The sequence below is a fragment of the Stenotrophomonas sp. Sm2128 genome (genome assembly GCF_030985535.1).
Taxonomy (GTDB): domain Bacteria; phylum Pseudomonadota; class Gammaproteobacteria; order Xanthomonadales; family Xanthomonadaceae; genus Stenotrophomonas; species Stenotrophomonas maltophilia.
In genome coordinates, this window is sequence record NZ_JAPTFQ010000063.1 from 1 (window position 1) to 21,594 (window position 21,594).

Consider the following 21,594-nt stretch of genomic DNA (forward strand, 5'->3'; position numbering starts at 1 on the left):
CCGGCCGGGGGGGGGGGGGGGGCGGCCCCGCCGGCCCCGGGGGGCCCGGGGGGGGGGGGGGCAACGGGCCGCCGCACTGCCCAGCCCACCGCCGGCGCCGGCAACCAGCACCACGCGATCCTGCAACGGGCGGCCATCGAGCGCCCCGTTGGTCGGTGACGTCGATGGCCAGGCACTCATCCCTGGGTCGCCTCTTCGACGATGCGCTTGAGCTCGCCGGCTTCAAACAATTCCAGGACGATGTCGCAGCCGCCGATCAGCTCTCCATTGATGAACAGCTGCGGGAAGGTCGGCAGGTTGGAGAACCGCGGCAGGTTGGCGCGGATCTCGGGCTCTTCCAGCACGTTGACGGTGCGCAGGGTGACCGCGCCGGCTGCCATCAACGCCTGTACGGCGCGGCTGGAGAAGCCGCACATCGGGTACTGCGGGGTGCCCTTCATGAACAGCACGAGCGGGTAACGATCGACCTCGGCCTGGATTTGCTGCATTACCGCCACAACCTCACTCCTTGCTTCGCCGGACAAACCGACCGCGGTGGTCGGCTAGACTGCCCACGGTAGCCGCCATTGTAAGCGGATGGAACCGGCTGCCGCCGCCCCTCTGGCCACGAACCTGTCCATGCCTGTCGAATTGCCTGCCCTGCCCTACCTTCCCGGCTCCCTGCAGCCGCACCTGTCCGCACAGACCCTGGAACTGCACCACGGCCGCCACCATCGCGCCTATGTGGATGCAGTCAATGCCGGCATCCTCGGCACCGAGTGGGAAGAAGCGTCACTGGAGGAGATCGTCCGCCAGGCCCAGGGAAAGCTGTTCGATGCGGCCGCCCAGGCGTGGAACCACGGCTTCTACTGGCAATGCCTGCGACCCCGTGGTGGCGGCGAACCGCAGGGCCGCCTGGGCGAGCTGGTGAAGCGCCAGTTCGGCGACGTGCAGCGCCTGCGCGAGGAATTCAACCGCACCGCGCTGGGCCTGTTCGGCTCCGGCTGGGTGTGGCTGGTGCAGCATCCGGGCGGACAGCTGGGCATCCAGGCGACCCGCAATGCCGGCACGCCGCTGACGGGTGAAAGCACACCGCTGCTGTGCTGCGATGTCTGGGAGCACGCCTACTACACCGACTACCAGAATGATCGCGCGCGCTATCTGGACGCGTTCTGGCAGATGGTCAACTGGGAATTCGCTGAGAGCCAGCTACGCTGAGGCAACGGCTCCGCCCCGGGGTGGTGCCGGCCGCTGGCCGGCATCCCCATCGGTGTACAGAGATGGCGAATCTGCCGGCCAGCGGCCGGCACTACCGGAAAGCAGAGCGTGGCTTCACGCGTTCTCGTGCGCGGCCACCGCATCCATCACCCGCGCCGAGTACACCAGCGCCGCACCGGCATTGAGCGACACCGCCACACCCAGCGCCTCGGCGATTTCCTCGCGGTTGGCACCGTGCTTCAGCGCGGCATCCACGTGCACGGTGATGCAGCCGTCGCAGCGGGTGGTGACCGCCACCGCCAGCGCGATCAGCTCCCGGGTCTTCGCATCGAGATGGTTGGTCTGCGCGCCAGCGTTGGCCAGGGTGGCGTAGCCCTTGACCGTATCCGGTGAGAGCTTGCCGATCTCACCGATACGACCCTTCAGTTCCTTGCGGTAGGCATTCCAGTCGAGCATGGGGGTGACTCCTGTGAAAGGAGCTCCACGCTACCACCGGGAATGTTGCGCCGATGCCTGCACCGGCGCTTCACAGCGTTGCACTGCCGGCCAGCGGCCGGCACTACCGGGCTCAGCGATTGCGCAGCGCGTGCACCGCCGGGGCCACCTGGGCCTGGCGATCCAGCTCCAGGCCGACCTGCTCCAGCGCATCGGCCAGCGCGGCAGCATCGTCATCGCGCAACGTGGCGTGGCCGACCTTGCGGCCTTCGCGCGGCTCCTTGCCGTAGTCGTGCCAATGGCCGCTGGCCTGGCCCAGCACCGGTGCCGCATCCGGCATCGCGCCCAGCCAGTTCAGCATGCAGGCGTGGCCGAGCATGCGGGTGCTGCCCAGCGGCAAGCCCAGCACGGCACGCAGATGGTTCTCGAACTGCGAGGTCTCGCTGCCCTCGATGGTCCAGTGGCCGGAGTTGTGTACGCGCGGCGCCATCTCGTTGGCCAACAGCTCGCCATCGCGACAGAACAGCTCCAGCGCGAACACGCCGACGTACTGCAGGTGCTCGGCGACACGGCGGGCATAGCCGATCGCGGCCTGCTGCTCGGCATCGGACAGCACAGCCGGTGCCACGCTGGCCGACAGCACGCCGTCGACATGCCAGTTGCCGGTGACCGGCCAGGCTTCGAAGCTGCCATCGCGGCCACGCACGGCGACCACGCTGACCTCGCGCTGGAACGCTACGAAGCCTTCCAGGATCAGGCCGGTACGCTCGACCTGCGCGCCCAGTGCATCCCACGCGGCGTCGATGTCGGCCTCGCTGCGCAGGCGGAACTGGCCCTTGCCGTCATAACCAAGGCGGCGGGTCTTGAGGATGCACGGCAGGCCGAACTCAGCCGCCTTCGCAGCCAGCTCGTCACGGCTGCGGATATCAGCGAAGGCCGGCAGCGGGATGCCCAACTGCTGGAACAGGCTCTTCTCGCTCAACCGGTCCTGGGCCACCGCCAGCGCGGCCGGCGGCGGATAGACCGGCACGCGGTCGGCCAGGAACTGCGCGCTGTCTGCGGGCACGTTCTCGAAATCGAAAGTGACCACATCGACCTTGGCGGCGAATTCCGCCAGCGCGTGGCGGTCATCGAAGGCACCGACGGTGAGCGGCGCCAGCGGGCCACTGCAGGCGTCGGCCGCCGGGTCGTACAGCTGGAAGCGCAGTCCCAGCGGCGCACCGGCCAGGACCATCATGCGGGCGAGCTGGCCGCCGCCCAGGATGCCGACGGTCAGGCTCATTGGCGCGGATCGTCGTGGGCCATCACGTCTTCGGTCTGGCGTGCACGGAAGGCGTCGAGCGCCTGGCCAATCGCCGGCTGGTCGCTGGCCAGCATCGCAGCAGCGAACAGCGCCGCGTTGGACGCGCCGGCATTGCCGATGGCGAAGGTGGCGACCGGGATGCCGGCCGGCATCTGCACGATCGACAGCAGCGAATCCATGCCGTTGAGGGCCTTGGACTGCACCGGCACGCCCAGCACCGGCACGGCGGTCTTGGCGGCGATCATGCCCGGAAGGTGCGCGGCACCGCCGGCACCGGCGATGATCGCGCGCAGGCCACGCGGGCCCGCCTGCTCGGCGTAACTGAACAACACATCCGGCGTCCGATGCGCGGACACCACCTTCACTTCGAACGGAACACCCAGGGCTTCAAGCTTCTGGGCGGCGTGCTGCATGGTTTCCCAGTCGGAACGGGAACCCATGACGATGCCGACAAGCGGCGCGATCGGGTTGGGGGTCATTGGCCGTCACCTGCCTTAAAGACGTATTCTAGCCATCTTCCACGCAAGACGAAGAACCATGGATCGCAAGCTGCTCGACCTGCTGGTGTCGCCGGACACCCGCCAGCCCCTGTCCCTGCTGGATGGCAAGGGCCTGGAAGCCCTCAACAAGGCCATTTCCGCCGGCGCGGTGAACAAGGCCGATGGCAACCCGCTGGCGCAGACGCTGCGCGAAGCGCTGGTCACCCGCGACCGCAAGCAGGTGTTCCGCGTTGACGACGGCATCCCGGTGCTGCTGGCCGAGGAAGCCATTCCGACCGCCCAGATCGCCGACTTCCCGGCCGCATGAGCGCGCTGCCGACGCCGGATGCGGCCGTTGTCGCCGCCGATGTCGCGCGTGCGCTGGCCGAGGACCTGGGCAGCGGCGACGTCACCGCCGCCCTGCTGCCCGACCAGGCCGACAGCGCTTACCTGCTGTGCAAGCAGGACGGGGTGATTGCCGGCCGTCCGTGGTTCGACGCCACCCACCGCGCACTCGACCCGGACGTGCGCATCGAATGGCGTGTCTCCGAAGGTGACGCGGTCACCGCAGGCACCGTGCTGGCCCTGCTGCACGGGCGCAGCCGCAGCCTGGTCAGCGCCGAGCGCACCTCGCTGAACTTCCTGCAGACGCTGTCTGGCACCGCCACCACCACTGCCCGCTACGTGGCGGCGGTGGCCGGTACCGGCACGCGCATCCTCGACACCCGCAAGACTCTGCCTGGCCTGCGCCTGGCGCAGAAGTACGCAGTGCGCTGTGGCGGCGGTGACAACCACCGCTTCGGCCTCTATGACACGGTGATGCTGAAGGAAAACCACATCCGTGCCGCCGGTTCGCTGGCCGCGGCGGTGGCCGCCGCGCGCCGGCAATGGCCCGCGCTGCCGCTGGTGGTCGAGGTCGAGGACCTGGCCCAGCTGCGCCAGGCGCTGGAAGCCGGTTGCGAGCGCATCCTGCTGGATGACTTCAGCCCCGACCTGCGCCGCGAGGCAGTGCGCATCACGGCCGGCCGCATTCCGCTGGAAGTGTCAGGCAGCGTGGGCCTGGGCGGCCTGCGTTCGATCGCCGAGGACGGCGTTGACTGCATCTCCATCGGTGGACTGACCAAGCACGTGCAGGCCATCGATCTGTCGCTGAAGCTGGGCCCGCCGCCGGGTTGAGGCATGGCGTGGGGGCCGATCCCTTTTCCATGGGAAAAGGGATCCGACCCCGTTCTCACACCCGGCGTTCACGACAGCGCTGCGACGCTGCGGTCATCCCCCACAGGAGCCGCGCATGCGCCGGATGCTCTTGCCTGCCTGCCTGCTGCTGGCCGCGGCGCCGCTGTCCGCAGCGGCCGCCGAAGCCTGCGATGTTCCGCCCCGCTTCGGCCTGAGTCCGTTGGCGGTGGCCATCCGCAACACCGCCTGCAATGAGCATCGGCTCTGGTACCGGCCCTTCATCGATCGTGAAGGCCGTGCCGCCAGCCTCAGCGTCACCGAGGCCGAAAGCGATCACCTGGCGGACAATGGCCTGATCGCCTGGCAGCGCGTGGCCGGCTACTGGCGCAACAGCGGCACGCTCAATGCGATGGGCAGCATCGCGGGCGCCAGCAGTTGCCTGGCGCCGTTGGGCACGCGCTACACCGACAGCGACTGCCGCGCCTTCCTGATCGACAACCCGTGGTCGGCCGCGTTCATTTCCTGGGTGATGGTGCAGTCCGGCGTTCCTGGCTTCAATACGTCGCCACGCCACATCGACTACATCCGTGCCGCCTACCAGGGCGGCCCCTCGGGCGTGCCGTACCGGCTGGTCGACCCGGCCACGGCCAAACCCGCACCGGGCGACCTGCTGTGCTTCCTGCGCGACCGCAGCACCACGCTCAGCTACAGCGGGCTGGTGCAGGCACTGGGCAATGGCTCGGTGGGCCACTGGAAATCGCATTGCGAAGTGGTGGTGGCGGCCAACCTCGGCGGCGACCAGACCCTGTACCTGATCGGTGGCAACGTGATGAACACCGTAGCGATGCGGTTGCTGCAGCTGGATCGTACGGGGCTGATCAAGCTGCCTCCGGCACGCGAACGCAACAGCACCGGCATCGACCCCGGCTGCACACCAGGTCGCGAGGACGAATGCAGCTTCAACCGGCAGGACTGGGCAGCGCTGCTGCAGCTGACTGCAACCTCACCGCTGGTGATGCCCTCGCCCACTGCGACGCCGATGCAGCCCACTCCGGCACCGCAACCGGTCATCGTGCCCGCGCAGCCGATGTCCAGCGAACCGCAGCCGCGGCGGTGAGTGCAGCGCTTGATCCAGCGCGCGTTCGCCGCCATCTTTGCGGGATCGACCCCTGACGGCTGACGCCATGCCCACCCTGCTGCTGTTGCTGATTGCCGGCGGAATCATCTATTTCTTCTGGAACGCGGCGCGTTCGGCCGCCGAGCGCGCGGTCGAACTGGGGCGCAATGCCTGCCGTGCTGCCGACGTGCAATGGCTGGATCAGGCGGTGCACGCCACCGGCCTGCGCCTGTCGCGCGGCGAAGATGGCCGGCTCGGCTTCGAACGTACCTTCAAGTTCGAGTATTCCTACGACGGCATCGATCGCCACGTGGGCCGCATGGTGCTGCGCGGCGACCAGCTGATCTCATTCACTGGTCCGGGCGCGGCGCGGATCAGCCAGATCCGCGCGGATGTGGACGATGCCGAGGATGTGTAAGGGCTGAAGGCGTGGCGCCCCACCGTCGGCCCCCCCCCGTTACAGGGTTATTTTCCCCGCCCAGGTTCGGGCGCCCCTTCGGCGGCGGGCTGGCTGGCGGCGTATCGTCCGGCGGCGTGCCTTCCTCGTGCAGCAGCTCATCGCTGGTCGGAGCGGTCTCGTTGCCCGGGATGTCATCCGGTAGCGCCATGCCCTGCCCGGTCTCGCGGGCGTAGACGGCCAGCACGGCGCTGATCGGCACCTGCACCGGGTAGCTGGTACCGGAGAAGCGCGCCGAGAAGCTCACCATCTCGTTGTCGATCATCAGCCGCACGACAGCACGTTCGGCGATGTTGAGCACGACCCGGCCATCCTTGACCGCCGAAGGCGGGACCTGCACGCCGGGAACGCCGGCGTCGACCAGGATGTGCGGGGTCAGCTGGTTGTCGTTGATCCATTCCACCAGCGCCCGCAGCAGGTACGGGCGGTGGCTGGTCATGTGGAAGAAGTCTTCGGTCATGCGTGAAGTGTACGCGCCCGGCGCCCCGCCGGGGCGGATCACCTGCACGCCGGTCGGCGTGCAGACGGGTAACGCAGGCCCGGATCAGACCGGCAGATCGCGCAGCTTCTTTTCCTGATCGGTCAGGCTGCGGACGAAACCGGGGTGGCGGAAGATGCGGTTGCCGTAGTCCTCGATCGCCTTGCCGTCCTTCGGCAGCGGTACGTCCAGCGACTGCAGGCGCCAGATGATCGGCGCCATCGCGCAGTCGGCCAGGCTCATTTCCGGGTTGAGGAAGAACTTGCTGGCCTTGAACAGCGGCAGCGAGGCGGTCAGCAGCTCCTTCAGGCGCTTGCGGCCAGCCTCGGCCTGGGTCTTGTTGCCGAGCTGGATGGCCTGCACCTGTGGCACCCAGTCGTGCTCGATGCGCAGCATCGCCAGGCGGATGCGCGCACGCGAGAGCGGATCGACCGGCATCAGCGGCGGATGCGGATAACGTTCGTCCAGGTACTCGCTGACCACTGATGCGGCGTACAGCACCAGCTCGCGTTCGACCAGGGTCGGCACCGAGTGATACGGATTGAGGTCGATCAGGTCTTCAGGCGGGTTCTGTGGATCGACCGGAACGAAGTCGAAGGTCACACCCTTGGCCGCCAGGACCAGGCGTACACGGTGGCACAGTACATCGTCGTTCGAGGAAAACAGCGTCAGTGTATTGCGCATGCGTACGCTCGCCGCCATCAAAGGCTCTCCCACGACAGGAGACCGCCTGCCGCATCGGCGCCGCCGGCACCGTGCCGGCGGTCGACTCCTCCCCGAGTGTGCAACCGACCATCACAAAAGCCAATAGGCCCGTGCGATGGCCGGCGGCAGATTCAGTGAACGTCCTTCCAGTATTCCTTCTTCAGCAGGTACAGCAGGAAGGTGAGCAGGGCCAGGAACAGGATCACCCACACGCCCAGCTGCTGGCGCTTGAGCGCGGCCGGTTCACCGGCATACTCGAGGAAGTTGGTGATGTCCCGCACCGCCTGGTCGTACCGGCCGGCATCGACCGACCCGGGCGTTTCGATCTTCAGGCCAGTCACCGGCGGGTCCATGCCGGGCGCTTCCGCCTTGCCGTGCACCGCATGCTGCAGGCCCTGCATCTCCCACAGCGGGTTGGGCATGGAGGCATTGGCGAACAGCGCGTTGTTCCAGCCCAGCGGCCGGCTGCTGTCCAGGTAGAACGACTTGAGGTAGGTGTAGACCCAGTCACTGCCCCGCACGCGCGCGATCAGGCTGAGGTCGGGCGGCATCTTGCCGAACCACTTCTCCGCGTTCTCCTTGGGCATCGCCACCGGGATCGGGTCGCCGATCGCCGAGCCGGTGAAGTTGAGGTTGTTCATCACCTCTTCCTCGGTCAGGCCCAGGTCCTGCGCCATCCGCGAATAGCGCAGGTACTTCAGCGCGTGGCAGCCGGAGCAGTAGTTCATGTACAGCTGCGCGCCGCGCTGCAGCGAAGCGCGGTCGCCCAGATCGTTGCCGGCCTGCAGCAGCTTGGTGCCACCTTCGGCGGCGGAGGCCAGGAAACTGCCCAGCATCAGGGTGGCCGTCAGGGCCAACCGGACCATCCAGCGATCAGTCATGGGTGGTCACCCTCTCCGGTACCGGCTTGGTCTTGTCCAACCGTGTCCATAGCGGCATGGTGATGAAGAACGCGAAGTACAGGAAGGTCAGCACCCGCCCGATGTAGGTCTCGTGGACGTCGGTGCCCGGGCCGGAACCAATCACGCCCAGCCACACGAAGCACACCGCCAGCACGCCCAGCATCACCTTCGAGATCCAGCCGCGGTAGCGCACCGACTTCACCCTGGCCTTGTCCAGCCACGGCACCAGGAACAGGATCGCAATGGCCGAGAACATCACCAGCACGCCACCGAGCTTGTTCGGTACCACGCGCAACATCGCGTAGTAAGGCGTGTAGTACCAGACCGGCTTGATGTGTTCCGGGGTCACCAGGCGGTTGGCCTCGGTGAAGTTGTCGTGCTCCAGGAACAGGCCGCCGAAACCGGGCGCGAAGAAGATGATGAAGGCGGCGATGATCAGCAGGAAACCGGCGCCGACGCCATCCTTGAGCGTGTAGTACGGGTGGAACGGAATGCCATCGGCCGGTGCGTTCGGCGACCAGCGGTTGCCCTTCGGCCCCTTCTTGATCTCCACGCCATCGGGGTTGTTCGAACCCACTTCGTGCAGCGCGCCCAGGTGCAGTACCACCAGCAGCAACAGCACCAGCGGCAGAGCGATGACATGCAGCGCGAAGAAACGGTTGAGCGTGGCGTCACTGGGCAGGTAATCGCCCATGATCCATTCGGTCAGGCCGTTGCCGATCACCGGTATCGCGCCGAACAGCGAGATGATCACCTTGGCGCCCCAGAACGACATCTGGCCCCACGGCAGCACGTAGCCCATGAAGGCTTCGGCCATCAACACCAGGTAGATCAGCATGCCGAGGATCCACACCAGCTCGCGCGGCTTCTGGTAACTGCCGTACAGCAGGCCACGGAACATGTGCAGGTAGACCACGATGAAGAACAGCGAGGCACCGGTGGAGTGCATGTAGCGGATCAGCCAGCCCCACTCCACATCGCGCATGATGTATTCGATGGAGCCGAACGCCTCGGCGGCGCTGGTCTTGTAGTGCATCGTCAGGAAGATGCCGGTGACGATCTGGTTGACCAGCACCAGCAGCGCCAGCGAACCGAAGTAGTACCAGATGTTGAAGTTCTTCGGCGCGTAGTACTCGCTGACGTGCTTCCGGTAGACCGGCATCAGGCCGGGCGCGCGGGCGTTGACCCAGTCGGCCACGCCGCTGGCGGTACGGCTGAGGATATTGGCCATCAGGCAGCCCCCTGCGGATCGACACCGATGATGATGGTGTTGTCGTCCTGGTAATGGTGCGCGGGCACCTTCAGGTTGATCGGCGCCGGCACGTCCTTGAAGACGCGTCCGGACATGTCGAAGCGCGACTTGTGGCACGGGCAGAAGTAACCGCCCTTCCACTGCGGGTCGTAGGGCTCAGGCCGGATTTCGGCGACCATTTCCGGCGAGCAGCCCAGGTGCGTGCACAGGCCGACCAGTACGGAGATATCCGGCTTGATCGAGCGCAGTTCGGGGTTCTGCTTCAGCACGTAGTCCGGCTGCTGGTCCTTCTCGCCGGACTCGGGGTCCTTGAGACGGCCGTCCAGCCCGTGCAGCGCATCGAGGATGGCCTTGGACCGCTTGACGATCCAGATCGGCTGGCCACGCCATTCCACGATCAGGCGTTGGCCTTCCTGCAGGGCGCTGATGTCGGCCACCACCGGTGCGCCGGCAAGCTTGGCGCGGGCACTGGGGTTCCAGGATTTGATGAAAGGAACGGCGGTGAATCCGACGCCAACGGCGCCCACCACGGCTGTGGTGGCAGAAAGAAAACGCCGACGTCCGGTGTTGACTGGATCGTGTACCCCATCGTTGGCCATCCGGCACTCCGATATTGATTAGGTAGCTTTAAGGCTGCCAGCGGATCCGGTGGGGGCCAGAGCCGCATTGAATCACGGTCGAGTGTAGCGGAACCGTCGCGCGCCACACAACGCATTGCAACAACATTGATTGCGGGGTTGCCGGCCAGCGGCCGGCACTACCTTTCAAAGGAGTGCCGATCAACGGTCGGCGCCTACTGGTGACTCAGGGCGGTGCGGTAACGTTCGGCCAGTTGCCCGACCCGGCGCACGTAGTACTGGGTCTCGCTGTAGGGCGGCACGCCACCGTGGCGGTCGACCGCGCCTTCGCCAGCGTTGTAGCCGGCTGCGGCAAGGGTCAGGTCGCCATTGAAGCGTTTCAGCAACCACGCAAGATACTGCACGCCGCCACGGATGTTCTGCCCGGCGTCATAGGAATCGCTTACGCCGAAGCGCGCGGCGGTCGGCGGCATCAGCTGCATCAGGCCCTGCGCGCCAGCACGGCTGAGCGCGGTCGGGTTGTAGGCCGACTCGGCATGGATGATGGCGCGCACCACCGCCTCCTCCACGCCGAACTCGCGCGCGGCCGAGGTGATCTCGGCCTGGAAGGCCGAGGTGTTCAGTCGCACGGTGCCGAAGTCCACGCGTGGATTGACCCCACAGGCATAGCAGCGCTCCATGAAGCTGTAGCGGATGGTCCGGACCGGGCCGAGGTTGGCCACCTGTGTCGGGCGCGCACTGGTGTAGTGGCGCACGCCATCCTTCATGAAGGAATACACCTGGCCACTGACCATGCGCCCGCTGCGTGAGGCGACCGGCTGTGCGGGACCGGATGCCGGCACGGACGCAGGCGCGACCGTTGCCGGCGCTGCGGCACTCGCGGCAACGGCCACCGGGTTGCGTTCGATGCTGGCCACCGTGGTGGATGCCGGCCTGGGCGCGGCCACCACCGGTCGAGGTGCCGGGCGGGTGTCACGGGTGTAGCTGATGGTGCTGCAGCGCGCGCCGGCCACCCGCTTGCTCACATAACTGGTGACGCCGTCAGCGCCCTGGCACTTGTACAGGGTTCCAGCGCTGGCCGGCGCAGCGGTCAGCGCAGCGATGATGATCGCCGTTGTCCCCAGTATCCCCTTCATGGCGGCGAGTGTCCCAGCTTCGCCGGGGCTTGCCAAGCGACGTGGCTCAGCCTGTGACCGGCGGCACAGCCAGCAGCTGGCCGAGGCCCGCCAGGCGCTGCGCCAGTTCGTCGCGCAGGCCCGGCGGGGTGGTCCAAAGCGCCACGGGCAGGCGGTCCAGGCTGAGAATCTGCGCCAGCATCATGCCGCGGCTCTCGGCGCCCATGCGCAGCAGGCAGTGGTCGGGGCCATCCGCTTCCAGCACTCCACACCACGGCGGGATGCGGCCTTCCAGCTCGGAATGGCTGCCGGCCAGGCGGAGGATGGCCTGCAGCGCGAACGGCGCCTGGCTGACCGCCTGCCGCACCATCACATCGGGCGGCGCCGGGGTGCGCCGGTGCAGGCCCGGCCCGGAGCACTCACGTACGGCGCCCATGCGGTCCACGCGCAAGGTGCGCCAGTCCTGCCGCCCCAGGTCCCAGGCAAGCAGATACCAGCGTCGCCCGTAATTGACCAGGTGCTGGGCCTCGACCTCGCGCTGGGTGACGGCTTCCTGCGCGCTGCGGTACTCGAAGGCCAGCCGTGACGCCTGTCGGCAGTGCTGGGCCAGCCGCCCGAGCAGGCGTGCGTCGGTGGACGGAAGGTCGGACAGGGTGGCCGTCGCTGCATGCACCTCGCCGGCCTGCTGGCGACGACGGGTCGGCACCAACGGATCGAGCTTGGACAACAGGCCACGCGCGGTGTCGTCGATCCCGGCAACGGTGGCCGAGGCTGCGCGCAGGGCGATGGCCAGGGTGGTCGCCTCCTCCTCGTCCAGCAGCATCGGCAGCACCGGGGCCCCGGCCCCCAACTGGTAGCCGCCGCCGACCCCGGACGAGGCCTGCACCGGATAGCCCAGCTCGCGCAGGCGCTCGATATCACGGCGGATGCTGCGCCGGTCCACGCCCATGCGCTCGGCCAGCTCGGCCCCGGACCACTGGCGGCGGGCCTGCAGCAGGGCGATCAGGCGCAGCAGACGATGGGCGGTATGGCGCATGAAGGATCGAGGACAGAAGTCGTCCGCAATAGTGCCCCAGGATGGCCTCCAGTTCACCACCCACCGCAAGGAGCAATGCCATGAATTCACGCCAGATCACCCTTTACCACGCCGCCCGTTCCCGCTCGAGCGGCGCCGTGGCCCTGCTCGAAGCGCTGGGTGCCGACTACCGCATGCAGGTGCTGGACCTGAAAGCCGGCGCCAACCTGGCCCCGGCCTACCTGGCCATCAACCCGATGGGCAAGGTGCCGGCCATCGTCCACAACGGCGCACTGGTGACCGAGCAGGTGGCGATCTACCTGTACCTGGCCGACCTTTACCCGGAAGCCGGGCTGGCACCGCCGATCGGCGACGCCCTGCGCGGCCCCTACCTGCGCTGGATGGCCTTCTATGGCGCCTGTTTCGAGCCGGCGATGATCGACAAGGCGATGCACCGCGAGCCGCCGCCGCGCCTGATGTCGCCGTACAACGATGCCGAGACCGTGCTGCAGGTGGTCGAGGCCCAGCTGGCGCAGGGCCCGTACCTGCTGGGCGAGGTCATGAGCGCCGCCGACGTGCTGTGGGGCAATGCACTGGCGTGGACCACGGCCTTTGGCCTGGTACAGCCGGCGCCGGCCACGGCTGACTACATCGCACGGATGAGCGCGATGACCGCGTTCGACCGTTCGCGGCAGATCGATGCGGAGCTGGTGGCGGCCTGAGGCGTGCCGCCGGGCGCGGCCGGGGGGCGGACCCGCAGTTCCAGTAGATCCACGCCATGGGTGGATGAATACAGCCAGGCATGGCCTGGCTCTACTGGGCCGGCGTACGCGCCGGGATGCAGGTAGAATTGCCGGCTTTCCCGCCACCCGAATGGATTAAGCGCCATGACCGGGACGCCAGACGTCTTTCCGCCCGCCACGCCGGGCGGTGCCCCGCTCGTTGCCCTGCCCGCCGGTCCGCGCAAGCCCGACCAGGTGAAAGGCAAGCTGTACATCAAGACCCACGGTTGCCAGATGAACGAGTACGACTCGGCCAAGATGGCCGACGTGCTCGCCGCCAGCGATGGCCTGGAACTGACCGATACCCCGGAAGACGCCGACGTCATCCTGGTCAACACCTGTTCCATCCGCGAGAAGGCGCAGGAGAAGGTGTTCAGCCAGCTGGGCGTGTGGAAGGGCCTGAAGAACAAGGGCCGCGAGGTCATCATCGGCGTGGGCGGCTGCGTTGCCTCGCAGGAAGGCGAGGCGATCATCAAGCGTGCGCCGTTCGTGGACCTTGTGTTCGGCCCGCAGACCCTGCACCGCCTGCCGGAACTGATCCGCGCACGCCGCGAGCAGAAGCGCCCGCAGGTGGACATCAGCTTCCCCGAGATCGAGAAGTTCGACCGCCTGCCGGAACCGCGCGCCGAAGGCGCTTCGGCGTTCGTGTCGATCATGGAAGGCTGCTCCAAGTACTGCTCGTTCTGCGTGGTGCCCTACACCCGCGGCACCGAAGTCAGCCGCCCGTTCGAGGACGTGGTGGTGGAAGTGGCGCAGCTGGCCGCGCAGGGCGTGCGCGAAATCAACCTGCTCGGGCAGAACGTCAATGCCTATCGCGGCCCCTATGGAGATGGCGAGTTCGCCGATCTCGGCCTGCTGATCCGGACCATCGCCGAGATCGACGGCGTCGGCCGCATCCGCTTCACCACCTCGCACCCGCTGGAGTTCAGCGACTCGCTGATCGATGCGTTCCGCGACGTGCCGCAGCTGGCCAACTTCCTGCACCTGCCGGTGCAGGCCGGCAGCGACCGCGTACTGTCGGCGATGAAGCGCGGCTATACCGCGCTGGAATTCAAGTCGAAGATCCGCAAGCTGCGCGCGGTGCGCCCGGACATCTCGATCAGCTCGGACTTCATCGTCGGCTTCCCCGGCGAAACCGATGCCGATTTCGAGAAGACCATGAAGCTGATCGAGGACATCGGCTTCGACCACAGCTTCTCCTTCATCTATTCGCGCCGCCCGGGGACCCCGGCGGCCGACCTGGAGGACACGATCAGCGATGCCGAGAAGCACGCGCGCCTGTCGCGCCTGCAGGAGCGCATCAATGCGCACGCCGCCGGCATCTCCGAGAAGATGGTCGGTACCGTGCAGACCGTGCTGGTGGAAGGCCCTTCGCGCAAGAACCCGAACGAACTGACCGGCAAGACCGAGAACATGCGTTCGGTGAACTTCCCGGCGCCGGCGCGGCTGATCGGCCAGTTCGTGGATGTGGTGATCACCGAGGCGCTGACCAATTCGCTGCGCGCGCGCGTGGTGGCGGAATAAGGTGCGCCGACCAACGGTCGGCACCCACCGGAGTTGATGCCGGCCAACGGTCGGCACCCACCGAATTGATGCCGGCCAACGGTCGGCACCCACCGAATTGATGCCGGCCAGTGGCCGGCACCTGCCGGAATTGATGCCAGCAGGCGGCCGGCACCTGCCGGGGTGGATGCCGACCGTTGGTCGGCATGCCTCAATCCAAACGCTTGCGGAAACGCAGGATCGCCAGGGTCATCATCACCGCGATGAAGCCCAGCAGCGCCAGCGCGTCGTGCCACAGCTCCCACAGCGAGGCGCCGCGCAGCATGATGCCGCGCACCAGGCGCAGGAAGTGGGTCAGCGGCAGTACTTCGGCCAGCCATTGCACCGGCCGCGGCATGCCCGCGAACGGGAACATGAAGCCCGACAGCAGGATCGACGGCAGGAACAGGAACAGGGTCATCTGCATCGCCTGGAACTGCGAGCGCGCGCGCGTGGAAATCAGCAGCCCCAGTGCGAGGTTGGCCAGCACCAGCAGCACCGCGGCCAGGTAGATATCGAGCAGGCTGCCTCGGATCGGCACCTGGAACAGCCAGGTGCCCAGCACCAGCACCAGCGTGGTCTGCAGCAGGCCGATGGCTGCATAGGGCAGCACCTTGCCCACCATCAGTTCGCTGCGCGACACCGGCGTGGCGATCAGCAGCTCCATGTTGCCGCGCTCGCGTTCACGCACCACCGCCACCGCCGTGAACATCACCAGGGTCATGGTCAGGATCACCCCGATCAGGCCTGGCACGATGTTCACCGCCGAACGCCGCTGCGGGTTGTAGAAGCTGGTCACGCTGATTGGACCCCCGGCGATGCTGCCTTCGCGCAGCGGCCGCGTGTTGCTGGTCGGTCGCGTCTCCAGCGGCACCTGCGCCAGCTGGATCGCCGCGCTCTGCACCACGGTGTCGCTGCCATCAACCAGCACCTGCACCGCCTCGCGTCCATCGAAGCGACGGCGCTCGAAGTCGGCCGGCACCACGATGCCGACACTGATCTCGCCACGCCGCAGCGCCTGCATCAACTGGTCGGGCGTATAGGCTTCGCTGCGCGGCGTGATCACGCCGGTGGCGACCATGTCCTGCACCAGCGCGCGTGACGCCGCACTGTTGGCCTGGTCGGCGACACCTGCGTCGAGGTGGCGCAGGTTGAGATTGATCGCGTAGCCGAACAGCAGCAGCTGCATCACCGGAATGCCGACGATCATCGCCAGCGTGATGCGGTCGCGGCGCAGCTGGCGAAATTCCTTGAGCATGATCGCCCACAGCCGGCGCAGGTTCATGCCGCTGGCTCCCGGCCACGGCCGCGGGTGGCGGCGACGAAGACGTCTTCCAGGTTCGGCGCCACCGCCTCGATGCGGGCCTGCGGGTCGGCGCTGGCCAGCGCGCGCCGCAACGCTGGCGTATCGGCGGCCGCCTCGCTGCACAGCACGCGCAGCTGCGTGCCGATCTGTGCCACGCTCAGCACGCCGGGCAGCTCAGACAATGCGCGGCTGGCCTGCCGCGGCTGCGCCGACGTGACCTGCAGCGTGCGGCCGTCCAGCCGTGCACACAGTTCGGCCGGCGTGCCATCGGCGACCAGCGCGCCTCGATCGAGGATCGCCAGCCGGTGGCAGCGCTCGGCTTCGTCCATGTAGTGGGTCGATACCAGCACGGTGGTACCGGCGTCGGCAAGTTCAAACAGGGCCTCCCAGAAATCGCGGCGTGACTCCGGGTCGACCGCGCTGGTCGGCTCGTCCAGGAACAACAGCTCGGGCGCGTGCACGACGGCGCCGGCCAGCGCCAGGCGCTGCTTCTGGCCACCACTGAGGGTGCCGGCCAACTGCGGCTGCCGGTCCAGGAGACGGTACTGCTGCAGCAGTTCGTCGACCCGCTGCCGGGCCTGCGTACGCGGCAGGTCCTGGATGGCGGCGAGGAATTCCAGGTTCTCGCGCACCGAAAGGTCTTCATACAACGAGAAGCGCTGGGTCATGTAGCCGATGCGCCGGCGCAGTGCCTCGGCCTGCTCCGGCACGGCCAGGCCGAGCACCTCGATCTGGCCGGCACTCGGTTCCAGCAGGCCGCACAGCATGCGGATGGTGGTCGACTTGCCCGACCCGTTCGGGCCCAGGAAGCCATAGACCTGGCCACGCGGCACGGTCAGGTCGACATTGTCCACGGCCAGCAGATCGCCGAAGCGGCGGGTCAGGCCCTGGGCATGCACCGCGATGTCGTTGCCGGTGTTCAGAAGCTCACCTGCACCGGCATTCCCGCCGGCAGCTTCTGCATGTCGGAAGGAGCGTCCACTTCGATCTCGGCGAGGTAGCTCAGGCGCGCGACGTCGTCACCGGTCAGTGCGTAGTACGGAGTAAATGAAGGCTCGCTGCGGATCGAGCGCACATGCCCCTTCAACGCAGTGCCTTGCCCTTCCAGGTGCACCTGCGCGACCTGCCCGACCTTGACCTGCAACCGCAATGGCTGCGGCAGGTAGACGCGCGCATAGGGGCGCTCGCCGACCAGCATCACCGCCAGCGGCGCGCCGACCGGCGCCTGGTCGCCCTGCCGGTAAGGCAGGGCATCGACCACGCCGTCGCGCGGCGCACGCAATTGCAGCTTCTGCAGGTTCACGGCCTGCACTGCCTGTTGCGCCTGCGCGGCATCGGCGGCGGCCTGGCCCTGGGCGATATCCTGCACACGGCTGCCGTGCACCCGCTCCAGCCAGGCCTGCTCGGCAGCACGAACGCTGGCCTCGGCATTGCCGGCGGCGGCACGTGCACGATCCAGCTCAGCGGCGGCAATCAAGCGCTGCTGTGCCAACGGCTGGACCCGTCGGTAATAGGCACTTGCTTCGGCAGCCTGTGCGCGCAGCGCGGCCAGTTGCGCCTGGGCCTGCGCGATCTGCTCCTGGCGTGGGCCGATCTTCAGTTCTTCCAGCTGCGCCTGCGCACGCGCCGTATCAGCCTGCGCTGCGGCGAACTGCGCGTCGCCGCGGGCCGGGTCGAGCTGCATCAGCACGGCGCCGGCCTTGACCTGCTGTCCCTCGCGCACCTCCACCGTGGCGATCACTTCGGCCGCCGGCGCCGGCACCGTGATCCGGTCCCACTCCAGCGTGCCCAGTGCAGTCGGTGTTGACTGCCCACACCCGGCCAGCAGGCCGATGCCCGCCAGTCCGATTCCTCGCATCCCGTTGCCGATGCCCATGCCATCCCCTCCTGCGACGGCGACACGGTGCCATGTGCCCCGTGCACCCTCAATGATTCCAATCAGCCCTGACGGTTTTTTCGCCACGCGCCGGCACGCCTTTTGCGGCAAGGCTCCGCACCACCTATCCACAGGTTGATTCGGCATCATTCCACAACCGTTGTGGAAATCCGCCAGCGCGCGGCTTTGTTGCTCGCCCGGCAACGAAACCTGCACTGTCGTCACGATGAATGCCCCCGTGCAGGCCCCCGTGGCAGTGCTGCCGAAGCGACGAGCGACCATGACGTTTTTTTCACCAGGACCTCATGGGCCTTGTGGCACAAGCATTGCGAAGGTCTATCCACAGGTTTTCGCGCCCCCCGTCCACACCGGGTGTGGAAAACGCTGTATCGACCGTCTGCTGGCCGTGTGCCCCGCACGCGCGCTACCCTTGTCTCCCCTGAATACACTGCGGTGGAAGGCGTCCGCCCCACCCGAAGCAATGAAAAGCATCGAGCATCGAGACTTCACCCTGTCGCCGGAAGACAACGAACGGCTGGCCAACCTGTGTGGCCCGTTCGACGGGCACCTGCGGCAGATCGAACTGAAACTCGGCGTGGAAATCGCCAACCGTGGCTTCGTGTTCCGCATCAGCGGGCCGAACGAAGCCATCGTCGAGGCGCAGAAGCTGGTTGAAGCGCTGTACGCCGAAGCCGGCGAAACGACCTTCGACAACCACGCCATCCACCTGCGCCTGACGCAGGCCAATGTCGAGCAGATCGCCGAGCGCTCCTACGAAGCGCAGGAGGTGGCGATCAAGGTCAAGCGCGGCACGGTACGCGGGCGCGGTGCCAACCAGGCCCGCTACCTGCACCAGATCGCAACCCACGACATCAACTTCGGCATCGGGCCGGCCGGCACCGGCAAGACCTTCCTGGCCGTGGCCAGCGCGGTCGAAGCACTGAACGAATCGCGCGTGCAGCGGCTGATCCTGGTCCGTCCCGCGGTGGAAGCCGGCGAGAAGCTGGGCTTCCTGCCCGGCGACCTGAGCCAGAAGGTCGATCCCTATCTGCGACCGCTGTACGACGCCCTGTACGAGATGATGGGCGTGGAAAAGGTGGTCAAGCTGCTGGAAAGGAACGTCATCGAGATCGCGCCGCTGGCCTATATGCGCGGCCGCACGCTCAACGATGCGTTCGTGATCCTGGACGAAGCACAGAACACCACCATCGAGCAGATGAAGATGTTCCTGACCCGCCTCGGCTACGGCTCCACCGCGGTGGTCACCGGTGACCTGACCCAGACCGACCTGCCCAAGCACGTGAAGTCGGGCCTGCGCGACGCCATCGATGTGCTGCGCGACGTGGAGGGTGTCAGCTTCACCTTCTTCGAATCCCGCGACGTGGTCCGCCACCCGCTGGTGGCGCGTATCGTCAGCGCCTACGACCGCCGCGACCTGCATCAGATCCAACCTGGAGCAACTCCATGACCCGTGGTCCCGTGCGACTGGACGTCGCCGTCAGTTATGCCCTGCCGCGTGCCGGTCTGCCGGCGGCAGTGAGCTTCCGCAGGTGGGTGGCTGCCGCGCTGAAGGGCCGCATCCGCGAGGCCGACCTGGCCATCCGCGTGGTCGACGCCAAGGAAGGCCAGTCGTTGAACCGCCACTACCGTGGCAAGGACTACGCCACCAACGTGCTCAGCTTCCCGGCCGACGTGCCCGAAGGCCTGCCCAAGGGCGTCAAGTTCCCGCTGCTCGGCGATCTGGTGATCTGTGCACCTGTCGTAGCGCGGGAGGCCGACGAACAGGGCAAGGCGCTCAACGCCCACTACGCGCACCTGACCGTGCACGGCGTGCTGCACCTGCTCGGCTGGGACCACGAGGACGACAAGGAAGCCGAAGCGATGGAACAGCTGGAACGGGAGATCCTGGCCGAGCTGGGCATCGACGACCCCTACGCGGGCGAGCGCTGACACCGGGCCCTGTTCCGAGCCCACGCACTCACGGAAGAGGAGCGCAGCATGACCCTGCCCGCACTTGTGCTTGCCGCGCTACTGCAGTCCGGGGCAGGCCTGATGCCCGATCCTGACCGTCCCTCACCGTTCCCCGCCAGCGACAGCGAGGCCGACATCGCCGCAAAGATCGCCGAATTACGGGCGTTCTTCGGCAGCAGCGAGGGCGAAACCCGCAACATCGTCGCCACTGCCCAGCAACGGGCACTGATCGAGCGCCTGGAAGCGCGGCACGCGGCACGTCTGGCCGGCATCTGGGTGGACAATGCGAGGGGCTGGAACGTTGTCGTGCGACTGACAGGCGCCGCACCCGAGGCCGATGAGACACATCCAGGGGCGGATGGCCCGCAACGTGTGCGCTACATCACCGGCGCCGCGATGACCGAAGCGGAGATGACGCGCCGCCTGCACGCACAGCAGGACTGGCTGCGGGCCCAGCTGCCCGACCTGTTCGGCCATGGCCTGGATGTCAAGACCGGGGAGCTGGAGGTGGAGCTGCGGGATACCCCAGCCAACCGCGCGACGGCGGCGGCCGTGCGTGACCACCTGCAGGCGCGACTGGGCTACCCGGTCAGGCTGCGCTGGTACCCAGCGGCCACGCGCTGGAATCCGCCCTGACTGCGCCACGGCTGGAGTGCCAGCCCATGCTCTGAGCTACTGTTCAACACCGGCCAGGACGCGGAAGGAAAAAGGATGAACCCAGGGAACAGCTTCACGACGTTTGCGATGGCCGCCGGCCTGCTCGCGGGCCTGCTGGTGCTGGGCGCTTACACCTTGCGCCGCATCAGCGCCCGCGACCCCGGCGGCAGGCACTGGCTGCTGCGCAGCCTGGCCCTGCTGTCGCCCGTGTGCCTGCTGGCCGGGCTGGCGATCGGCATGTTCGGCCCGCACCTCACAGGTAGAGCGGAACCCGCCCACCTGCCGGGGCTGTGGGAAATGTCGATGGTGCTGATACTGGTCGGTGCCTTGACCCTGCCAGTGCTGTGGCGAACGCTGCTGCAGCAGTGGCTTGGCAGGCCGGCCAATGCACTCCCGTTCTTCCACGCCAGCCGCACCTCGCTGCTGGTGCTGTTCGTGCTGGCCGTGATGTACATGAAAGTGGCCAGGACAACCGCGGCGGAACTGATGCCCTGGCTGACCAGCCCGGGCCTGTGGCCGGCGGTGGTGCGCCTCGCGGGGCAATCGATGCAGGTCGCCATGCTTGCGGTCGTGCTGACTCTCTCACTGATGGTCGTACGGCGGGCGATGACCGGTTTCCTGCACCTTCTCAGCGGGCTGTTCCGGCGCTCGCCGGGGCTATGATGGCGGCCCCTCGCCTGCGGAAACCGACCGTGTCACTGCGCTGCTGTCTGCCCCTGCTCTGTGCCCTCGCCGCTCCCTCCGCCTTCGCCGCCCGCCTGGACCTGCCGGCCCTGATCGAATGCCGCCAGGGCGTGGCCGAGCAGGCCGCGCTGGCGCCGCTGCTGGCCGATCCGCTGAAGGCCGTGGCCCAGGGCCTGCAGCCGCTGCCGCAGGGCAACCAGTTCATGAGCGAGTTCCGGCTGGCCAGCCCGATCACCGTCTTCGGCCAACAGACCGATCGGGTGGCGGTGGCCGGCGCCAGCGTCATGGCCGTCCTCGACCAGGCCGACCCACGCCCGCTGGCCAAACGGCTGGAATTGGAGACCGGCTACGACCAGGACGGCAAGTTCATGGCCGGCCGCGAGCTGGTCAGCCGCGACGTGACCGACCCGAAGACCGGCGAGGCCCAGATCGAGTCGATCATCCTCAGCGTCTCCACCGTGGCCTCCCACCCGGGCAAGACCCTGGCCGGCTGCACCTACAGCCTGGACCTGCCCGAAGAGAAGCCGGCCGCGGCCGCCCCAGCCCCGGCCACCGGCAGTCACTGAC

At 67.6% G+C, this 21,594-nt stretch carries 25 protein-coding genes and 2 pseudogenes; 12 read left to right on the top strand and 15 right to left on the bottom strand.

The features are described from left to right. Positions 1–66: 66 nt before the first annotated feature. Positions 67–180, bottom strand: a pseudogene (locus O0K41_RS16255) (short-chain dehydrogenase); the annotation flags it as partial. Continuing rightward, positions 177–497 (bottom strand): Grx4 family monothiol glutaredoxin, encoded by a 321-nt coding sequence (gene grxD / locus O0K41_RS16260; RefSeq protein WP_005408852.1) that lies wholly within the window; start codon positions 495–497, stop codon positions 177–179. The gene grxD and the pseudogene O0K41_RS16255, both read right to left, overlap by 4 nt. A gap of 121 nt (positions 498–618) precedes the next feature. On the opposite strand from grxD, the gene O0K41_RS16265 reads away from it, so the two are divergent. Then, positions 619–1,197 (top strand): superoxide dismutase, encoded by a 579-nt coding sequence (locus O0K41_RS16265; protein ID WP_088436364.1) that lies wholly within the window; start codon positions 619–621, stop codon positions 1,195–1,197. A 114-nt stretch (positions 1,198–1,311) separates the two neighbouring features. On the opposite strand, the gene O0K41_RS16270 is transcribed toward O0K41_RS16265, so the two are convergent. The 3 genes from O0K41_RS16270 to purE form a co-directional block, all read right to left on the bottom strand. Continuing rightward, entirely contained in the window at positions 1,312–1,653 is a 342-nt protein-coding gene (locus O0K41_RS16270) for a carboxymuconolactone decarboxylase family protein (protein WP_005408850.1), read from the bottom strand. Between the two features lie 112 nt (positions 1,654–1,765). After that, positions 1,766–2,914 (bottom strand): 5-(carboxyamino)imidazole ribonucleotide synthase, encoded by a 1,149-nt coding sequence (locus O0K41_RS16275; protein ID WP_149500899.1) that lies wholly within the window; start codon positions 2,912–2,914, stop codon positions 1,766–1,768. Then, entirely contained in the window at positions 2,911–3,414 is a 504-nt protein-coding gene (gene purE, locus O0K41_RS16280; protein WP_005412808.1) for a 5-(carboxyamino)imidazole ribonucleotide mutase, read from the bottom strand. The genes O0K41_RS16275 and purE overlap by 4 nt, the downstream gene beginning before the upstream one ends. 58 nt (positions 3,415–3,472) lie before the next feature. Here purE and O0K41_RS16285 point away from each other — a divergent pair, with 58 nt between their 5' ends. The 4 genes from O0K41_RS16285 to O0K41_RS16300 all read left to right on the top strand — a co-directional run bounded on the left by O0K41_RS16285 (position 3,473) and on the right by O0K41_RS16300 (position 6,125). Next, positions 3,473–3,742 carry a Trm112 family protein gene (locus O0K41_RS16285; protein WP_059033886.1) on the top strand — a complete coding sequence of 90 codons (270 nt, stop codon included), beginning with the start codon at positions 3,473–3,475 and terminating at the stop codon, positions 3,740–3,742. Beyond that, entirely contained in the window at positions 3,739–4,590 is an 852-nt protein-coding gene (gene nadC / locus O0K41_RS16290; RefSeq protein ID WP_005408846.1) for a carboxylating nicotinate-nucleotide diphosphorylase, read from the top strand. Before O0K41_RS16285 ends, nadC begins: the two co-directional genes overlap by 4 nt. Before the next feature lie 115 nt (positions 4,591–4,705). Then, complete coding sequence (locus tag O0K41_RS16295) at positions 4,706–5,707, top strand: DUF2272 domain-containing protein (RefSeq protein WP_088436335.1); 1,002 nt, start codon at positions 4,706–4,708, stop codon at positions 5,705–5,707. 67 nt (positions 5,708–5,774) lie between these two features. After that, positions 5,775–6,125 (top strand): DUF3301 domain-containing protein, encoded by a 351-nt coding sequence (locus O0K41_RS16300; protein ID WP_005408844.1) that lies wholly within the window; start codon positions 5,775–5,777, stop codon positions 6,123–6,125. Between the two features lie 61 nt (positions 6,126–6,186). On the opposite strand, the pseudogene O0K41_RS16305 reads toward O0K41_RS16300, so the two are convergent. From O0K41_RS16305 to O0K41_RS16335, 7 genes and pseudogenes are all read right to left on the bottom strand, one after another. Beyond that, positions 6,187–6,624: pseudogene (locus O0K41_RS16305) on the bottom strand (ClpXP protease specificity-enhancing factor); the annotation flags it as partial. 84 nt (positions 6,625–6,708) lie between these two features. Beyond that, positions 6,709–7,344 (bottom strand): glutathione S-transferase N-terminal domain-containing protein, encoded by a 636-nt coding sequence (locus O0K41_RS16310; protein ID WP_005408842.1) that lies wholly within the window; start codon positions 7,342–7,344, stop codon positions 6,709–6,711. A gap of 134 nt (positions 7,345–7,478) precedes the next feature. Further along, a complete protein-coding gene (locus O0K41_RS16315) occupies positions 7,479–8,228 on the bottom strand; it encodes a cytochrome c1 (RefSeq protein ID WP_108270468.1) in 750 nt (249 codons plus the stop codon). Next, entirely contained in the window at positions 8,221–9,480 is a 1,260-nt protein-coding gene (locus O0K41_RS16320) for a cytochrome bc complex cytochrome b subunit (protein ID WP_005408840.1), read from the bottom strand. The genes O0K41_RS16315 and O0K41_RS16320 overlap by 8 nt, the downstream gene beginning before the upstream one ends. Next, positions 9,480–10,100: a ubiquinol-cytochrome c reductase iron-sulfur subunit gene (petA, locus tag O0K41_RS16325; RefSeq protein ID WP_004151998.1), complete on the bottom strand. Its 621-nt coding sequence runs from the start codon at positions 10,098–10,100 to the stop codon at positions 9,480–9,482. Before petA ends, O0K41_RS16320 begins: the two co-directional genes overlap by 1 nt. Before the next feature lie 194 nt (positions 10,101–10,294). Beyond that, positions 10,295–11,215 (bottom strand): lytic transglycosylase domain-containing protein, encoded by a 921-nt coding sequence (locus O0K41_RS16330; RefSeq protein ID WP_099605685.1) that lies wholly within the window; start codon positions 11,213–11,215, stop codon positions 10,295–10,297. A gap of 46 nt (positions 11,216–11,261) precedes the next feature. Further along, the gene (locus O0K41_RS16335; protein WP_099605686.1) at positions 11,262–12,230 is read right to left on the bottom strand and encodes a WYL domain-containing protein; all 969 of its coding nucleotides are present in this window, start codon (positions 12,228–12,230) and stop codon (positions 11,262–11,264) included. Positions 12,231–12,310: 80 nt separating this feature from the next. Between O0K41_RS16335 and O0K41_RS16340 the strand changes: the two genes are divergently transcribed. Together O0K41_RS16340 and miaB are read left to right on the top strand one after the other, a co-directional pair. Then, positions 12,311–12,931 (top strand): glutathione S-transferase, encoded by a 621-nt coding sequence (locus O0K41_RS16340; protein ID WP_012479667.1) that lies wholly within the window; start codon positions 12,311–12,313, stop codon positions 12,929–12,931. A gap of 165 nt (positions 12,932–13,096) precedes the next feature. Further along, positions 13,097–14,515 carry a tRNA (N6-isopentenyl adenosine(37)-C2)-methylthiotransferase MiaB gene (gene miaB, locus O0K41_RS16345; protein ID WP_012479666.1) on the top strand — a complete coding sequence of 473 codons (1,419 nt, stop codon included), beginning with the start codon at positions 13,097–13,099 and terminating at the stop codon, positions 14,513–14,515. 190 nt (positions 14,516–14,705) lie between these two features. Here the strand turns inward: miaB and O0K41_RS16350 are convergent, their stop codons facing one another. The 3 genes from O0K41_RS16350 to O0K41_RS16360 are packed head-to-tail and all read right to left on the bottom strand — an operon-like array spanning position 14,706 to position 17,715. Continuing rightward, a complete protein-coding gene (locus tag O0K41_RS16350) occupies positions 14,706–15,818 on the bottom strand; it encodes an ABC transporter permease (RefSeq protein ID WP_308304530.1) in 1,113 nt (370 codons plus the stop codon). Then, positions 15,815–16,738, bottom strand: a complete 924-nt coding sequence (locus O0K41_RS16355) for an ABC transporter ATP-binding protein (protein ID WP_012479664.1) — start codon at positions 16,736–16,738, stop codon at positions 15,815–15,817. The genes O0K41_RS16350 and O0K41_RS16355 overlap by 4 nt, the downstream gene beginning before the upstream one ends. Before the next feature lie 20 nt (positions 16,739–16,758). Continuing rightward, the gene (locus O0K41_RS16360; RefSeq protein ID WP_049451333.1) at positions 16,759–17,715 is read right to left on the bottom strand and encodes an HlyD family efflux transporter periplasmic adaptor subunit; all 957 of its coding nucleotides are present in this window, start codon (positions 17,713–17,715) and stop codon (positions 16,759–16,761) included. 481 nt (positions 17,716–18,196) lie between these two features. On the opposite strand from O0K41_RS16360, the gene O0K41_RS16365 reads away from it, so the two are divergent. From O0K41_RS16365 to O0K41_RS16385, 5 genes are all read left to right on the top strand, one after another. Further along, entirely contained in the window at positions 18,197–19,183 is a 987-nt protein-coding gene (locus O0K41_RS16365; protein ID WP_164222304.1) for a PhoH family protein, read from the top strand. Then, entirely contained in the window at positions 19,180–19,665 is a 486-nt protein-coding gene (gene ybeY, locus O0K41_RS16370; protein ID WP_049451332.1) for an rRNA maturation RNase YbeY, read from the top strand. The genes O0K41_RS16365 and ybeY overlap by 4 nt, the downstream gene beginning before the upstream one ends. A 48-nt stretch (positions 19,666–19,713) precedes the next feature. Then, positions 19,714–20,322 (top strand): hypothetical protein, encoded by a 609-nt coding sequence (locus O0K41_RS16375; RefSeq protein ID WP_049451331.1) that lies wholly within the window; start codon positions 19,714–19,716, stop codon positions 20,320–20,322. A gap of 75 nt (positions 20,323–20,397) precedes the next feature. Continuing rightward, the gene (locus O0K41_RS16380) at positions 20,398–21,006 is read left to right on the top strand and encodes a hypothetical protein (protein WP_164222302.1); all 609 of its coding nucleotides are present in this window, start codon (positions 20,398–20,400) and stop codon (positions 21,004–21,006) included. Beyond that, positions 21,006–21,593: a hypothetical protein gene (locus O0K41_RS16385; RefSeq protein ID WP_171039724.1), complete on the top strand. Its 588-nt coding sequence runs from the start codon at positions 21,006–21,008 to the stop codon at positions 21,591–21,593. The genes O0K41_RS16380 and O0K41_RS16385 overlap by 1 nt, the downstream gene beginning before the upstream one ends. The last annotated feature ends 1 nt before the right edge of the window (position 21,594 follow it).

Bases quoted from the DNA above. Each gene is read 5' to 3' on its own strand.
- O0K41_RS16265 (WP_088436364.1), top strand. From the start codon at position 619: ATGCCTGTCGAATTGCCTGCCCTGCCCTACCTTCCCGGCTCCCTGCAG.
- O0K41_RS16270 (WP_005408850.1), bottom strand. From the start codon at position 1,653: ATGCTCGACTGGAATGCCTACCGCAAGGAACTGAAGGGTCGTATCGGT.
- O0K41_RS16275 (WP_149500899.1), bottom strand. From the start codon at position 2,914: ATGAGCCTGACCGTCGGCATCCTGGGCGGCGGCCAGCTCGCCCGCATG.
- purE (WP_005412808.1), bottom strand. From the start codon at position 3,414: ATGACCCCCAACCCGATCGCGCCGCTTGTCGGCATCGTCATGGGTTCC.
- O0K41_RS16285 (WP_059033886.1), top strand. From the start codon at position 3,473: ATGGATCGCAAGCTGCTCGACCTGCTGGTGTCGCCGGACACCCGCCAG.
- nadC (WP_005408846.1), top strand. From the start codon at position 3,739: ATGAGCGCGCTGCCGACGCCGGATGCGGCCGTTGTCGCCGCCGATGTC.
- O0K41_RS16295 (WP_088436335.1), top strand. From the start codon at position 4,706: ATGCGCCGGATGCTCTTGCCTGCCTGCCTGCTGCTGGCCGCGGCGCCG.
- O0K41_RS16300 (WP_005408844.1), top strand. From the start codon at position 5,775: ATGCCCACCCTGCTGCTGTTGCTGATTGCCGGCGGAATCATCTATTTC.
- O0K41_RS16310 (WP_005408842.1), bottom strand. From the start codon at position 7,344: ATGGCGGCGAGCGTACGCATGCGCAATACACTGACGCTGTTTTCCTCG.
- O0K41_RS16315 (WP_108270468.1), bottom strand. From the start codon at position 8,228: ATGACTGATCGCTGGATGGTCCGGTTGGCCCTGACGGCCACCCTGATG.
- O0K41_RS16320 (WP_005408840.1), bottom strand. From the start codon at position 9,480: ATGGCCAATATCCTCAGCCGTACCGCCAGCGGCGTGGCCGACTGGGTC.
- petA (WP_004151998.1), bottom strand. From the start codon at position 10,100: ATGGCCAACGATGGGGTACACGATCCAGTCAACACCGGACGTCGGCGT.
- O0K41_RS16330 (WP_099605685.1), bottom strand. From the start codon at position 11,215: ATGAAGGGGATACTGGGGACAACGGCGATCATCATCGCTGCGCTGACC.
- O0K41_RS16335 (WP_099605686.1), bottom strand. From the start codon at position 12,230: ATGCGCCATACCGCCCATCGTCTGCTGCGCCTGATCGCCCTGCTGCAG.
- O0K41_RS16340 (WP_012479667.1), top strand. From the start codon at position 12,311: ATGAATTCACGCCAGATCACCCTTTACCACGCCGCCCGTTCCCGCTCG.
- miaB (WP_012479666.1), top strand. From the start codon at position 13,097: ATGACCGGGACGCCAGACGTCTTTCCGCCCGCCACGCCGGGCGGTGCC.
- O0K41_RS16350 (WP_308304530.1), bottom strand. From the start codon at position 15,818: ATGAACCTGCGCCGGCTGTGGGCGATCATGCTCAAGGAATTTCGCCAG.
- O0K41_RS16360 (WP_049451333.1), bottom strand. From the start codon at position 17,715: ATGGGCATCGGCAACGGGATGCGAGGAATCGGACTGGCGGGCATCGGC.
- O0K41_RS16365 (WP_164222304.1), top strand. From the start codon at position 18,197: ATGAAAAGCATCGAGCATCGAGACTTCACCCTGTCGCCGGAAGACAAC.
- ybeY (WP_049451332.1), top strand. From the start codon at position 19,180: ATGACCCGTGGTCCCGTGCGACTGGACGTCGCCGTCAGTTATGCCCTG.
- O0K41_RS16375 (WP_049451331.1), top strand. From the start codon at position 19,714: ATGACCCTGCCCGCACTTGTGCTTGCCGCGCTACTGCAGTCCGGGGCA.
- O0K41_RS16380 (WP_164222302.1), top strand. From the start codon at position 20,398: ATGAACCCAGGGAACAGCTTCACGACGTTTGCGATGGCCGCCGGCCTG.
- O0K41_RS16385 (WP_171039724.1), top strand. From the start codon at position 21,006: ATGGCGGCCCCTCGCCTGCGGAAACCGACCGTGTCACTGCGCTGCTGT.